The organism is Amycolatopsis orientalis DSM 43388 (assembly GCF_000411975.1).
In the GTDB taxonomy this organism is placed as follows: domain Bacteria; phylum Actinomycetota; class Actinomycetes; order Mycobacteriales; family Pseudonocardiaceae; genus Amycolatopsis; species Amycolatopsis orientalis_D.
In genome coordinates this window covers 60,798-74,103 of sequence record NZ_ASXG01000058.1, presented here as the reverse complement: position 1 = coordinate 74,103, position 13,306 = coordinate 60,798, and the positions used below count along the sequence as shown (strand labels likewise).

Annotated in this window: 13 protein-coding genes; 5 read left to right on the top strand and 8 right to left on the bottom strand. The window is 71.2% G+C overall.

From position 1 onward, the window contains the following. Positions 1-40 precede the first annotated feature (40 nt). Positions 41-415 (top strand): STAS domain-containing protein, encoded by a 375-nt coding sequence (locus tag L942_RS10040; protein ID WP_051165854.1) that lies wholly within the window; start codon positions 41-43, stop codon positions 413-415. Positions 416-417: 2 nt separating this feature from the next. Continuing rightward, complete coding sequence (locus L942_RS10035) at positions 418-825, top strand: ATP-binding protein (RefSeq protein ID WP_037357909.1); 408 nt, start codon at positions 418-420, stop codon at positions 823-825. A 328-nt stretch (positions 826-1,153) separates the two neighbouring features. Here L942_RS10035 and L942_RS10030 read toward each other — a convergent pair whose 3' ends face one another. From L942_RS10030 to L942_RS10000, 7 genes are all read right to left on the bottom strand, one after another. Next, the gene (locus L942_RS10030; protein ID WP_037357987.1) at positions 1,154-2,767 is read right to left on the bottom strand and encodes an AMP-binding protein; all 1,614 of its coding nucleotides are present in this window, start codon (positions 2,765-2,767) and stop codon (positions 1,154-1,156) included. A 232-nt stretch (positions 2,768-2,999) separates the two neighbouring features. Beyond that, positions 3,000-3,419, bottom strand: coding sequence for a contact-dependent growth inhibition system immunity protein (locus L942_RS10025; protein ID WP_037357906.1), 420 nt, complete (start codon positions 3,417-3,419; stop codon positions 3,000-3,002). Between the two features lie 53 nt (positions 3,420-3,472). Next, complete coding sequence (locus L942_RS10020; protein ID WP_200862768.1) at positions 3,473-5,602, bottom strand: transglycosylase domain-containing protein; 2,130 nt, start codon at positions 5,600-5,602, stop codon at positions 3,473-3,475. Positions 5,603-5,647: 45 nt separating this feature from the next. Continuing rightward, positions 5,648-6,469 (bottom strand): ABC transporter permease, encoded by an 822-nt coding sequence (locus L942_RS10015; RefSeq protein WP_037357902.1) that lies wholly within the window; start codon positions 6,467-6,469, stop codon positions 5,648-5,650. A gap of 424 nt (positions 6,470-6,893) precedes the next feature. Continuing rightward, the gene (locus tag L942_RS10010) at positions 6,894-7,691 is read right to left on the bottom strand and encodes an ABC transporter ATP-binding protein (RefSeq protein ID WP_037357900.1); all 798 of its coding nucleotides are present in this window, start codon (positions 7,689-7,691) and stop codon (positions 6,894-6,896) included. Next, positions 7,688-8,140, bottom strand: a complete 453-nt coding sequence (locus L942_RS10005) for a MarR family winged helix-turn-helix transcriptional regulator (RefSeq protein WP_037357897.1) — start codon at positions 8,138-8,140, stop codon at positions 7,688-7,690. The genes L942_RS10010 and L942_RS10005 overlap by 4 nt, the downstream gene beginning before the upstream one ends. Before the next feature lie 70 nt (positions 8,141-8,210). After that, positions 8,211-8,846, bottom strand: coding sequence for a LysE/ArgO family amino acid transporter (locus L942_RS10000; RefSeq protein WP_051165850.1), 636 nt, complete (start codon positions 8,844-8,846; stop codon positions 8,211-8,213). A gap of 40 nt (positions 8,847-8,886) precedes the next feature. Here L942_RS10000 and L942_RS09995 point away from each other — a divergent pair, with 40 nt between their 5' ends. Then, a complete protein-coding gene (locus tag L942_RS09995) occupies positions 8,887-9,771 on the top strand; it encodes a LysR family transcriptional regulator ArgP (RefSeq protein ID WP_200862767.1) in 885 nt (294 codons plus the stop codon). A 5-nt stretch (positions 9,772-9,776) separates the two neighbouring features. On the opposite strand, the gene L942_RS09990 is transcribed toward L942_RS09995, so the two are convergent. Continuing rightward, positions 9,777-11,849 (bottom strand): AMP-binding protein, encoded by a 2,073-nt coding sequence (locus L942_RS09990; protein WP_037357891.1) that lies wholly within the window; start codon positions 11,847-11,849, stop codon positions 9,777-9,779. Positions 11,850-12,056: 207 nt separating this feature from the next. On the opposite strand from L942_RS09990, the gene L942_RS09985 reads away from it, so the two are divergent. Both L942_RS09985 and L942_RS09980 read left to right on the top strand, forming a co-directional pair. Then, positions 12,057-12,542: a universal stress protein gene (locus L942_RS09985; protein ID WP_200862766.1), complete on the top strand. Its 486-nt coding sequence runs from the start codon at positions 12,057-12,059 to the stop codon at positions 12,540-12,542. Further along, entirely contained in the window at positions 12,539-13,303 is a 765-nt protein-coding gene (locus L942_RS09980; protein WP_037357885.1) for a putative protein N(5)-glutamine methyltransferase, read from the top strand. The genes L942_RS09985 and L942_RS09980 overlap by 4 nt, the downstream gene beginning before the upstream one ends. The last annotated feature ends 3 nt before the right edge of the window (positions 13,304-13,306 follow it).

Here is a 13,306-nt window from a genome sequence, read left to right as displayed (position 1 = left end):
CACTGGCGATCCGTCCGCCGATCGGGCACGATCGGTGATCGTGGCTTCGGGAGACGGGCAGGACGCGGGCGACCTCGAGGTGTCGGTCCGCTGGCGGGGACCGGCCGCGGTCGTGACCGTGGGCGGAGAAATCGACTTGGTCACCGCGCCGGAACTGGGCGAGGTCGTGGGCGGGGTGCTCGAACGCGAGCCCGGGGTGCTGGTGGTCGACCTGCGCGCGGTCGACTTCCTCAGCTCGTCCGGGCTCCAGGTGCTGGCCGGCGCGCACCGCAAGCTCGACGCGGGGGCGCTGCGGGTGGTGAGCACGTCCACGATCACGTCGCGGCCGTTCACGAGCACCGGGCTCGACGAGTGGATCGCGCTGTTCCCGTCGGTCGACCAGGCGCTGGCCGGGGTCGCCGGAGCGGGCGGCTGACAATGGACGTGCAGGAGGACACCCGCGCACTGAGCTGCCACGGCATCCTGGCCGAACCGGGAGCGCTGCGCGCGCTGCGGCACCGGTTGCTGGCTTGGGCGCTGGAGTCCGGCATTCCGGACGACCGCGCGCACGACATCGTGCTGGCCGGCTACGAGGCGCTGGCGAACGTCGCCGACCACGCGTATCCCGGCGAGCCCGGACTGGTGGACCTCGACGCGGTGTGCCGGCCGGACAGCGTCGAGGTCGTGATCGCGGACCACGGCGAGTGGCGTCCCCCGGACGAACCCGAGAACGACCCGGTTTCGGTCCGCGGCCGCGGCCTGCTACTGGTGCAGGCGACGGCGGATCGCGCAGAGGTGCGAACCAGTGCGGACGGCACGGTGGTCACGCTCGGCTGGCAGCTCTGAGGACTGGTTCGGCTTTCGGCGGACCGCCGGGTGCTGTGGTCCCGCTGAGATGGCGGCTGTGCGGAGCCGGCCTTCGGCGGACGGGAGGCTGGCGGATCGGACGGGCGGTAGTCACGTGGGATCGGCAGCTCCGAGACAAGTCCAGAACGGATTTCGTCGAGAGGGCGCACGAGGGTCGACCAAACGGATCGGCGGCGGGTAGTCGCGTGGGATGGAGCGTCGGCCGATCGCCGACTCGCCGGTCCGGGGCGAGGGAAGGCCTGATCTTTGTGCGGCGCGATCGGATGCGGCCGTCCGTTGGGTCAGCGCGCGGGCGGGGCGGCGGCGCTCAGCTCACCGGTTCCGCGGCGCGACGGCGCAGCAGGTAGCGCTGGACCTTGCCGCTCGGGTTGCGCGGCAGGCTCGGGATGAACTCCACTCGCCGCGGGTATTTGTACGGCGCGGCAAGGGATTTCGCGAAGTCCTGCAGTTCCTTGGCCTTCGCGTCGTCGCCCGGGACGCCTTCGTTGAGGACCACGTAGGCGGCGACGATCGAACCGCGCGCGTCGTCCGGGGCGGCGACCACGGCGCATTCCAGGACGTCCGGGTGGCGCAGCAGCACCTCTTCCACCTCGGGGCCGGCGATGTTGTAGCCGGAGGAGACGATCATGTCGTCGCTGCGGGCGCGGTAGTGGAAGTAGCCGTCGGAGTCGCGGACGTAGGTGTCGCCGGTGAGGTTCCAGCCGTCCTCGACGAAGACGGTCTGGCGGTCGTCGGCGAGGTAGCGGCAGCCCGTCGGGCCTTGGACGGCCAGGCGGCCGGGGGTGCCGTCGGGGACGGGGTGCCCGTTGTCGTCGACGATTCGCGCGCGGTAGCCCGGCACGACGCGGCCGGTCGCGCCGGGGCGGGCGTCTTCGTCGGCGGCGGAGATGAAGACGTGCAGCATTTCGGTGCTGCCGATGCCGTCGATGAGCCAGTGGCCGGTCGCCTCGTGGAAGTCGGTCGCGACCGATGCGGGCAGCGCTTCGCCTGCGGACACCGCGCGGCGCAAGCCGGCCAGCAGCGGGCGGCGGTCGGACGCCAGGATCGCGCGGTACGCGGTGGGTGCGGTGAACAGGACGGTCACGTGATGTTCGGCGACGAGGTCGGCGAGTTCGGTCGGCGTGGCGCGTTCGACGAGCAGCGACGCGGCGCCGGCGTGCAGCGGGAACACCAGCAGGCCGCCGAGGCCGAAGGTGAACGCCAGCGGAGGAGTGCCGCAGAACAGGTCGGTTTCCCGGGGTTTGACCAGATGCCGGGAGAACGTGTCGGCGATGGCGAGCAGGTCGCGGTGGAAATGCATGGTCGCCTTGGGGCGGCCGGTGGTGCCGGAGGTGAAGGCGAGGAGCGCAACGTCGTCCGCGGCGGTGTCGACGTCCTGGAAGGTTTCGGGACGGGTGGCGCAGCGGGCGGCGAGATCGTCGGGGCTGTCGCCGCCGTACGGAATCAGGGGGAGGTCGAAGGGCTGCAGTTCCTCGGGGTAGCGGTGGTCGCAGAGCGCGAGGACCGGCGTGCTCGCTTCGATGATTTTCGACAGCTCGTGCGCGCGCAGCATCGGCATGGTGGCGACGGCGACCGCGCCCGCCTTCAGCACGCCGAGCCAGCACGCGGCGAGCCACGGGGTGTTCGGCCCGCGCAGCAGCACGCGGTTCCCGGGCACGACGCCTTGGGCGGTGAGTTCGTGCGCGATCTGGTTGGCGCGGGTCAGCAGGTCGCGGTAGGACCAGGATTCGGCGGGCGAGAGCAGCGCGGGACGGTCGGCTCCCCAGCGCGCGATCGTGTCGTCGAGCAGCCGGGTGGCCGCGTTGAGCCGGTCGGGGTACTGCAGTTCGGGCAGGTCGAACCACAACTGAGGCCACTGCTCGAACGGCGGGAGGTGGTCCCGGCAGAACGTGTCGACATGCGCACTCGGCTGGAGCTGCACCACGTGCCCCCAATTCAGACGACGGCCATTCACGCGTCCAGCTACTGTAATACGTTTTACGACCGTCAGGAAGACGCAACATCGGACGGCGGTCGCGGGGGCACGGAGCGCAGTCGGGACCGGCCTGGGGAGGGGACGCGGGACGCTGTGGGGCGCGGTCGGCGCGCTTCCGGGGGCGACAGGGAAAGAGTCGCGTCGGCGGGGTGGAGTCCTTGGCGGGCTGCGGTGAGGGTCAGCCGTCGAACTGGGCGCGGAAGGCGGCGATCGGCCCGCGGAGCAGGGTGTCGAAATCCTCGGCGTCCGGGTCGATCGAGGCGAGGACGCGTTCGAGCCGGTCGAGGTGGTCCGGGTTGGTGCGCCAGTGCGAGAGCGGGACGCGCAGCGTCGACGCGAGGAGGTCGCCGGGGTAGAAGTCGCCTTCGCACAGCGGGTCTTCTTCCAGCATCGCCAGCGCCCGCGGCACGAGGAACGGCACGCCGACGTGCTGGCCCAGCAGCAGGCGGACGTCCTCGGCGGTGAGCAGGCCGAGGGGCTTGCGCCGCAACCGATGCACGGTCCTGATCAGGCGCGTCGTGTCGGCGGGCGGGTCGCCCCAGTCGGAGTTCTCGATCTGCTGCAGCGATGGGGCGGACCGGTCGGTCCGGCGGGACATCGGTGGTCACCTCGTTTCGGGGCGAAGGTCTCCGCCGAACCGGTCCGGGCGGCTCAGGCGTGTGCGTCCAGGTAAGCCGGATCCGGGGGCGGGATCGGGACATCCGGCTCTCCGGCCAGCAGCTGGTTCATCGCGGCGAAGTACGGCGGCGCGGCGACCGTGCCGCCGAAGGCGCCGTGGCCGCAGTCGCCCAGGTGGACCGGGTTGCCGGGGCAGATTTCCTGCGGACGGGGGCCGTCGGCGAAGACCATGGAGGACACGGCGTAGTGGTCGACCCCGCCGACGAACGCGACGGATTCGCTCTGCTGCGTGGTTCCGGTCTTGCCGATGTCCGGGTGGGTCCAGCCGGCCGACCGGGCCGCGGCGGCGGACGTGCCGATGGTGGTGTCCTGGCTCAGGCCCGCTTCCAGCGTGTTCGCGACGCCGGGCGGGATCACCTGTTCGCAGGCCTGCTGGTGCAGCGGGACGGGCTGGCCGTGGCGGTCGGTGACGGACAGGATCGGGTTCGGCGGGCACCACATGCCGCCGCTCATCAAGGTGGCCGAGACGTTCGCCATTTCCAGCGGGCTGACCGGGCTGTTGCCCAGGGTGAAGGACAGCAGGTTCTGGAAGTACTGCGACTGCGGTTCGTTGTATTGCGGGTTCTTCGACCGGGGATCGGACGGGTCGGTGATCGGCTTGCTGCCCGCGTCGTTGGTCGCCATGGTGTTGCGCAGGCCCAGTTTCCGCGCCATGTCCAGCACCGCGGGCATGCCCACCTGCGCCTCCAGGCCGACGAACGCGACGTTCGGCGAGGTCGCCAAACCCGTGGCCAGCGAGATCGGGTTCGGGTAGTTCGTGCCGTCGTTGCTGACCGGATAGCAGTGCGTGTACCGGTTCATGTTGGGCGGGTTGAAGCAGTCGCTGTACGGGTTCGGCAGCGGCGTGTTCAGGCCCGCCTTCCCGGCGACCATCGCCGCGGCCGAGGTGAAGATCTTGAACGACGAGCCCGCGCCGAACTTGTTGCTCGCGTCGGCCACGATGTTCGTGGACGTCTCGCCCTGGTCCGGATCGGTGCCGTAATTGCGGTTCGCGACCATCGCGAGCACCTGGTGCCCGTCGCTGCCCGGCTGCACGACCGCGAACGTGTTGGCGACGCCGTCCTGCGTGGTCGGCACGTTCGCGTCCACCGCGTCCTTGGTCACCTGGCTCACGTGCGGGTCCATGGTGGTCTTCACGGTGTATCCGCCGGTGTCGATCTGGTCGGCGGTGAGCCCGGACTGCACCAGATAGTGCACCGCGTACGCGCAGAAGAACCCGGCGTCCGGAGCCGCGCCGAGGCACGTGCTCGACGGGGCTTGCGGCCGCGAACCGGTGAGGCCCAACGGGGTCGCCTTCGCGGCTTCGCCGTAGGACGCCGGGATCGACCGCGCGGACACCATCGAATCGATCACCAGATTGCGCCGTTGGAGCGCCTTGTCCGGATGCGTGTACGGGTTGTAGACGTTGGGGTTGTTCACCATCCCGGCGAGCAGCGCGGCCTGCGGCACGGTCAGCTTGTCCGCGGTCGTCCCGAAATACGCCTGCGCGGCGGCTCCGACGCCGTAGACCGTGCCGGTGTATTCGACCACGTTCAGGTAGTCGGCCAGGATGTCGTCTTTGGACACGGTCTGGCTCAGCTGCACGGCCATCTTCGCCTCGCGCAGCTTGCGCGCCAGCGAATCCTCCTGATCCCGTTGCTGCGCTGCCTTGTCGTTGCGATCCACGACGTTCACGAGGTAGTTCTTCACGTATTGCTGCGTGAGCGTGGACGCGCCCTGCAGGTTCCCGCCGGAACTGTTGTGCACCGCGGCGCGCAGCATGCCCTGCGGGTCGACGCCGCCCTCGCTGTAGAACCGGCGGTCCTCGATGTCGACGATCGCGGCTTTCATCGCCGGGGAGATCTGTGCCGCGGTGACCGGAATGCGGTACTGCGAGTACAACGTCGCGATCGTCCCGCCGTTGCGATCGGTGACCGTGGTGACGAGCGGCGGCTCCGCGTGCACCAGATCGGCGGAAATGGCATCGACCGAATCGCTGACCTGGTTGGACAGCACTCCGGCCCCGATCGCGACCGGGGCCAGCGTGCCCGCGACGAGAATCCCGGCCAGCACGCACAATCCGAGGAACGGGGCTATCCCCCTGCGACGAGACACGGTTCCCACGTTATGCCTGTCCCGGTGAGAAAACTGTGTGCGGACGGGGGTGTTTCATCGAGCCAGCCTTCCCAGCAGAGCCGAAGCGACCGCGATCGCCAGCGCGGTCGCACCCACTAAGACGCCGAAGTCGGCCCCGAGGTTCGCGGGGGTGCCGATCAAGAGTCCCCGCAAGGCATCGACTTGGTAACTGAGCGGGTTCGCGTGGCTCAGCACCTTGAGCCAGGACGGCATCAGGTTCACCGGATAGAGCGCGTTGGACCCGAAAAACAGCGGCATCGTGATCGCCTGGCCAATGCCCATCAGCCGTTCGCGGGAAAGCACCAAACCGGCGATAACGATCGAAAGACAGCAGAAAAAGGCCGAACCCAGCACCACGGCCGCCGCCGCTCCCAGCAGCCGCAACGGATTCGCGGTCAGCCCGACGCCGAGCACTGCGGCGAGGAGCACCACGATGCACGCCTGCACGAAAGCGCGCACTCCGGCGGCGAAAGCCTTGCCGGTCACCAGCGCGGCGCGCGGGGTGGGCGTGACAAGCAGCTTCGCGAGGACGCCCGCGTCGCGCTCCCAGATGATCTGGATGCCGTAGAAGATGGAGATGAACAGCGCGGACTGGGCGAGGATGCCGGGCGCGAGATAGTCGAGGTACGGGACCGACCCGGTCGGGATCGCGCGCAGCCGGGTGAACGTTTCGCCGAAGATGAGCAGCCACAGCGCGGGCTGGATGGCCCGGGTGAGCAGCTCGGTCTGGTCCCGGCGGAGTTTTTGCAGTTCCACCAGGCACATCGCGCCGATCCGGGAGAACAGCACGCGCAACTGGCCGAGCGGGCCGGGGTCGGCCGACACGGCGGGCGAGGCGGCGAGTGGTGCGGACATCGCGGTTCCCTTCTGCGCGGGGCGGGTCACCGGTGGGGGTTGTGGGTTGAGTCGTGGTGCGGGCTGGGGTCGGCCGAGGCGATGTGTGGTGCGGGCATCGCGGTTTCCTCCGCGCGTCGTCGGTGGGAGACGTGGGCCGCGCTGTGATGCGGGCTGCAGTTGGCGGAGGCGGTGTGTGGTGCGGGTGTCGCGGTGTGCCTCGGCGCGGGGCCCGTCACCGGTGGGGGCTGTGGGTTGAGTCGTGGTGCGGGCTGTGGTCGGCCGAGGCGGTGTGTGGTGGGGACATCGCGGTTCCCTTCTGCCTGGGGCGCATCACCGGTGGATGACGTGGGCCGCGCTGCAGCGGTTAGCCGACGCGGCGAGTGGTGCGGGTGTCGCGGCTGTCTCTGTCCGCGGCGCGTTTCGGTGGCGAGCAGGGCGGAGGTCAGCCGAGCCGGCGGGCGGTGCGGCGGGCGGCCCGGACATCGCGGATCCCTCCGGCGTCGAGCGCGTTCCCGGTGACGGTCCGGAACACGTCGTCCAAAGTGGACTCCGGGCCGAGTCCGGCTTCGAGGTCGGCGGGGGTGCCGAGTGCGCGGATCTTGCCGGCGTGCATCAGCGCGACGCGGTCGCAGTACTGCTCGGCCTCGTCCATGTAATGAGTCGTGACGAGCACGGTCATGCCGGTTTTGGCGCGGATCTCCGAGATCCGTTCCCAGACCGCCGAGCGCGCTACCGGGTCGAGGCCGATGGTCGGTTCGTCGAGGATCAGCAGCCGGGGCGAGCTGACCAGTGCCTGCGCCAGTTCCAGCCGGCGGATCATGCCGCCGGAGTAGCGTCCGGCCGGGCGGTCCGCGTCGTTCTCCAGGCCGACGAGTTCCAGCGCCTCGCGCACCTGTGCGGCGCGTTGCGCGCGGGGAACGTCGAAGAGCCGGGCGAACAGGGAGACGTTCTCGCGCCCGGTGAGCGCGCCGTCGGCGGAAAGCTGTTGCGGGACATAGCCGATCAGCCGGCGCACGGCCATCCGTCGGCGGGCGACGTCGAGCCCGAACACGGCGATGCGGTCCGCCGCGACCGGCAGCAGCGTGGTGATCATCCGGATCGTGGTGGTTTTCCCGGCTCCGTTCGGGCCGAGGAGGCCGAAGACCTCGCCGGGTTCGATGGCGAGGTCCACGCCGTCGACCGCGACCGTGGCTCCGAAGGAGTGCCGCAAGCCGGTGCAGCGGACCGCGGGTTCGCTCATGTGTCCTCCTTGAGCAGTTCGGTGAGCCGTTCGAGGGCGGGCAGCGCGGCGACGATCGCCGAAGTGTCCTCTTCGGACAGTCGGGCGAGGGCGGCGGACACCAGCCCGATGCGGGTGCGCCGCCAGGTCGCCATCCGGTCCCGGGCCGCGTCGGTGAGCTGCAGCCGCGCGGCCCGCCGGTCGGCCGGATCGACTTCGCGCCGGAGCAGGCCGGCTTCGGTGAGCGTGTTCACGAGCGTGCTCACCGAATTCCCGGCCAGGCTCAGCTCCCGGGCCGCCGCGGCGACCCCGATGCCCGGGTTCCGGTGCACCACGCGCAGCAGTTCCACCTGGGAACCCGGGAGATGCGGCCCCGGCAGTTCGGCCCGCGCCCGGCGGCGCACGACCCGGCGTACGCCCAGTACGGCGGTGAGAATGCGTTCGGCGAGGTCGATCCGGGGCGCGGGCATGCCGCCAAGTTAGCTCTGACTCAGAGTTATTAGCAACACTAAATGTCTTGTTCGCCGGAAGGCGGCCGATTCATCCCCGTTGGAGCAGCAGTGCGACGCCCAGCGCGATCATGGTCGTGGCGATCACGCCGTCCAGGATCCGCCAGGCCGCCGGACGCGCGAACACGTCGGACAGCTTCCGCGCGCCCAGACCGAGCGCGCTGAACCAGACCGCGCTCGCGGCCACCGCGCCGAGGCCGAAGAGCCAGCGGCCGTCGCCGTGTCCGGCCGCGACGGAACCGACGAGGAGAACCGTGTCGAGATAGACGTGGGGGTTGAGCCAGGTGAGCGCGAGGCAGGTGAGCAGGGTGCGCTTCGGCGACGTCAGGTCGGCGGGCGAGACGGTCAGCGTGCCCGGCCGGAAGGCGCGGCGGGCGGCGAGGAGCCCGTATCCGATGAGGAAGAGCCCGCCGACGATCGCGATCGCCGTGAGCGCCGACGGCCACCGGCGCAGCACCGCCCCGATCCCGCTCACCCCGGCGGCGATGAGGACCGCGTCGGACAGCGTGCAGACGAGGATCACCGGCACGACGAGACCGCCGCGCAGTCCTTGGCGGAGCACGAAAGCGTTCTGTGCGCCGATGGCGACGATGAGGGACATGCCGGTGCCGAAACCGGCGCTGAGCGCAGCGATCACCCCGCCGACGCTAGAAGCGTTCGGCAGCATTAATCCAGGTAAAGATTCTGAACTAAGATAAGCGATCGTGATGTCCGATCTTCCGCTCGACCAAGTCCGGACCTTGCTCGCGGTCGTGGACGAGCAGTCGTTCGACCGGGCCGCGGCGGTGCTGCACGTGACGCCGCCCGCGGTGAGCCAGCGGGTGAAGGCGCTGGAGCAGCGGATCGGCCGGGTGCTGGTGCTGCGGTCGAAACCCGTGCGGCTCACCGAATCCGGCGAGGTGCTGGTGCGGTTCGCGCGGCAGCTGACCCGGCTCGAAGCGGACACGCGCGCGGAACTGGGCCTCGGCGGTCCCGGCCGCCCGGCGACGCTGCCGATCGCGGTCAACGCGGACTCGCTGGCCACCTGGTTCCTGTCCGCGCTCGAAGAGGTCCCCGCCGAGCCGCCGGTCTCGTTCGACCTGCGCAGCGACGACCAGGACCACACGGCCGCGCTGCTGCGCGAGGGACTGGTGATGGCCGCGATCACGGCGACGCCGCAGCCGGTGCAGGGCTGCACGGTCAGCCGCCTCGGCACGATGCGCTACCGGGCGGTGGCGTCGGCGGAGTTCGCGCGGCGCTGGCTGGACGGCGGCTCACTGGCGGAGCGGCTGCCCGCCGCGCCCGCGGTGCTGTTCGACCGGAAAGACGACCTGCAGGACCGTTTCCTGCGCCGGCTGACCCGGCGCAAGCTGCCGAGCCGCGTCCGGCACTACGTCCCGGCGTCGGTGTCCTTTGTGGACGCGGTGGCCGCCGGGCTGGGCTGGGGGATGGTGCCGGAACTGCAGCTGTCCGGTAGGGAGCTGGTCGATCTGGCGCCGGAGCGGGCGGTGGATGTGGCGCTGTATTGGCAGCAGTGGAAGCTCGACTCGCCTTCGCTGGCTGTGGTGGCGGAGGCGGTGGGGCGGGCGGCTGGGCGCGCGCTGGGGCCGTAGCCGGATCAGCCTTGCGCGATCGGCCAGAGATCGTCGTTCAGGAGCCGTTTCACGATCTTTCCGGTCGCGTTCCGCGGAAGCTCCGGCACGAAGTACACGTCGCGCGGCACCGCGAACCGGGCGAGTCTCTGGTGGATGTAGTGCCGGACGTCGTCGGCGTGCATGCGGGCGCCTCGGCGGAGCACGACGTAGGCGGCGAGGCGCTGGCCGAACTCGTCGTCCGGGACGCCGACCACGGCCGCGTCCGAGACGCCCGGCAGCGCGGCCAGGGCTTCCTCGACCGGGCGCGGGAACACGTTCTCGCCGCCGGACACGATCATCTCGTCGGCGCGGCCGGTGACGAACAGCCGCCCGGACGCGTCCTGGTAGCCGACGTCGCCGGTCGCCATCAGGTCGTGTGCGCGCGGGACGCTCGAACCGTTGGTGTAGCCGTCGAACAGCATGTCGTTGCCGACGAAGATCTGGCCCTCGTCGCCGGGCGGGACCGGGCGGCGGTCGTCGTCCAGGATCGCGACCCGGGTGCCCGGCGGGCAGCGGCCCGCGGACGTCGGGGCGGCGCGCAGGTCCGCCGGGTCGGCGATGCTCGCCCAGGAGACCTCGGTGGAGCCGTAGAAGTTGTAGAGGATGTCGCCGAAGGTGTCCATGAACGACGTCACGAACGCGCCCGGCATCGCCGATCCGCTGCTCGCCACGATCCGCAGCGACGACAGGTCGTACCGGTTGCGCACGCGTTCGGGCAGGTCGAGGATCCGCTGCAGCATGATCGGGACCGCGAACAGCGCGTCGCAGCGGTGTTCGGCGATCGTGCGCAGCGTCTGCTCCGCGTCGAACCGGCGGATCAGCGACAGCTCCGCCCGCAGCGCCATCCCGAGCTGCATCGCCGCCAGCCCCCAGCTGTGGAACAGCGGGGCGGCCACCGCGATCTTGTCCCGGGCGCGCAAGGGGATTCGCGACAAAACGGTCGCCGACGTGCTCACGCCCTTCGGCGTCGGACGGCGGGCGCCCTTCGGCGCGCCGGTGGTGCCTGAGGTCAGCACGACGATCCGGCCCTCGCGTTCGCTCGGCTTCGGCCGGGTCGCCGGCGCGTCCTGGAGCAGCTCGTCGAGCGTGCGGTAGCCCTGTTCGGCGTCGTCCCACGTGCTCACGCGCGGGAACTCGCCGGGCACCGACGCGATGATCGGCGCGAACTCGTCGTCGGCCAGTACCGCCGCGGGCGGATGCTGGGTGAGCACCTCCTCGACGGCGGCGGGGGAGAGGCCGGTGTTGAGCAGGACGACGTCGGCGCCGAGCTTGCTGCACCCGACGAACGCCTCGACCATCGCCGCGTGGTTGCGGCACATCAGCGCGACCCGGGACCCGGCCGCCACGTCGAGCGCGGCGAGCGCGTTGGCCAGCTGGTTGCTGCGTTCGTCGATCTCGCCGAACGTGCGGGTGTTGCGCTCGTCGTGCACCGCGATGTCGTCGGCCCCGCGAGCGGTCGCGGCGAGGTAGCCGCCGGCCAGCGTCGCGCCCCAGCGGGCGAGGGAATTGAGCTGCTTGACCATCCGGTCCGGCCGTCCCGCGGCCAGCACGCCCGCGCGGACCAGCGTGTTCGCCGTGCGCAGGGCAGTGGCCGGCTCCTGCTCCGGCGGATCGCCGGGCAGCCCGGACAGCTGCTGCCCGATCCGCCTGGCCAGCTGCCTGAGCAGGCCTTTCACCGTGCCGCGGGCGAGCAGGTCGGAGTGTTCCGGGGGCAGCGCCGGCAGCATCATCCGCAGCACGATCTCGGTGCCGCCGCGCGGGACCGGCCGCAGTTCGACCGACACCCAGGTCCGCTCGTCCGGCAGCCCGCACCAGACGACGTGCTCGCCCGGCCGGTAGACCGCCGCGTGGATGACGCCCTCGGCGACCGGGCGCCGGTCCGGGGCCAGCCGGATCAGGCAGTGCGGCCCGCGGCCGCGTTCGGCCGGCACGGTGACCTCGCACCAGCTGATCGCCGGGACGAACCTCGGGTACAGCTCGGGGCTGCCGACGATCTGCCACACCTGTTCGGGCGGGTGCCCGACCACCGCACTCGCCTCGACCACATCGTCTCGCATCGCGATCCGCCTCGCCGCCGCACGCGTTGGGCTCCCCGGTCCTTCCCGGACGCGTGTTCAGGTTGCGGGGACGCTACCAGCCGAAGCGCGCCTGGGGTACTCCGAACGGAGGGCAAATCCACCTGGGTGGGAATTTTCTTCCCGGGCGTGCTCCGGGGTGACGGACGCGACCCGGCGGGGTCCGGCGTCCCGGACATAATGGGCCGGGTGGAGCAACTGGTCGAGGAATACGGGCCCAGCTGGGACCCGGGCCCGTACGAACGGGGCACCGACGGGCCTCGCGTGATCCTCGTCGGCGCGGACACCTCGCCGACCGGGCTGCGCGCGACGGCCTACGCCGGCGGACTCGCCCGGCGGCAGCGGGCGCGGCTGGTCGTGGTCTACGTGGCCGCGCCGACGGTGTGGACCGGGCTCGCCGCGGCCGCCGTCGTCGACGTGCAGCAGCAGACCTTCGAAGAGGAAATCGAGCAGCTGCGGGCGGAACTGCGCGACCGGGCGGCCGACCTGCAGGTGCCGGTCACGTTCGTGGTCCGCCGCGGCGAGACCTTCCCCGAACTGCGCCAGGCCGCGCAGGAGGTCAACGCCGACATGGTCGTGGTCGGCGCGTCCGAGCAGGGCGGGCACCGGCTCGTCGGCTCGGTCGGCAACCGGCTGGTGCGCGCCGCGACCTGGCCGGTCGTCGTGGTTCCGTGAGCGAGTTCGCCGGCTTCGAGGACACCGTCGCTCGGCTGCGCGCCGCCGGATGCGTGTTCGCCGAGGACGAGGCCCGGCTCCTGCTGGGCCAATCGGGCGACCTGGCCGCGATGGTCGAGCGCCGGGTCGCCGGGGAACCGCTGGAGCACGTCCTCGGCTGGGCGGAGTTCGCCGGCCGCCGGTTCGCCGTCGCACCGGGTGTTTTCGTGCCCCGGCGCCGCACTGAGCTGCTGGTGCGGCTGGCCGCCGGGTTCGCGCACGCGCAGTCGGTGGTGGTCGATCTGTGCTGCGGTTCCGGTGCGCTGGGCGCGACGGTCGCGGCGGAGGTGCCCGGGACAGAGCTCCACGCGGCGGACGTCGAACCGGCCGCCGTCGAGTGCGCGCGGCAGAACGTGCCGGGCGAGGTCTACCAAGGCGACCTCTACGCTCCGCTTCCGCGGCGGTTGCGCGGCCGCGTCGACGTGCTGATCGCGAATGTTCCGTACGTCCCCACCGACGACGTCGCGTTGATGCCGCCCGAAGCGCGCGATCACGAACCCCGCGTCGCGCTCGACGGAGGAGCTGACGGTCTCGACGTGCTCCGGCGCGTCGTCGCGGAGGCTCCGGAGTGGCTCGCGCCCGGCGGCCACGTGCTTTTCGAAGCCAGCGAACGCCAAGCGGCGGCCGCGACGGCCGAGGTGCGCCGGGCAGGACTGGCCGCGTCCGTCGAGGAAGACGAAGAACTCGGCGCAACAGTCGTGGTAGGACAGCGCGAACACTGAGCG

Excerpts from the sequence above, each read along its gene's own strand:
- L942_RS10035 (WP_037357909.1), top strand. The coding sequence starts at position 418 with ATGGACGTGCAGGAGGACACCCGCGCACTGAGCTGCCACGGCATCCTG.
- L942_RS10025 (WP_037357906.1), bottom strand. The coding sequence starts at position 3,419 with ATGTCCCGCCGGACCGACCGGTCCGCCCCATCGCTGCAGCAGATCGAG.
- L942_RS10015 (WP_037357902.1), bottom strand. The coding sequence starts at position 6,469 with ATGTCCGCACCACTCGCCGCCTCGCCCGCCGTGTCGGCCGACCCCGGC.
- L942_RS10010 (WP_037357900.1), bottom strand. The coding sequence starts at position 7,691 with ATGAGCGAACCCGCGGTCCGCTGCACCGGCTTGCGGCACTCCTTCGGA.
- L942_RS10005 (WP_037357897.1), bottom strand. The coding sequence starts at position 8,140 with ATGCCCGCGCCCCGGATCGACCTCGCCGAACGCATTCTCACCGCCGTA.
- L942_RS10000 (WP_051165850.1), bottom strand. The coding sequence starts at position 8,846 with ATGCTGCCGAACGCTTCTAGCGTCGGCGGGGTGATCGCTGCGCTCAGC.
- L942_RS09995 (WP_200862767.1), top strand. The coding sequence starts at position 8,887 with ATGTCCGATCTTCCGCTCGACCAAGTCCGGACCTTGCTCGCGGTCGTG.
- L942_RS09990 (WP_037357891.1), bottom strand. The coding sequence starts at position 11,849 with ATGCGAGACGATGTGGTCGAGGCGAGTGCGGTGGTCGGGCACCCGCCC.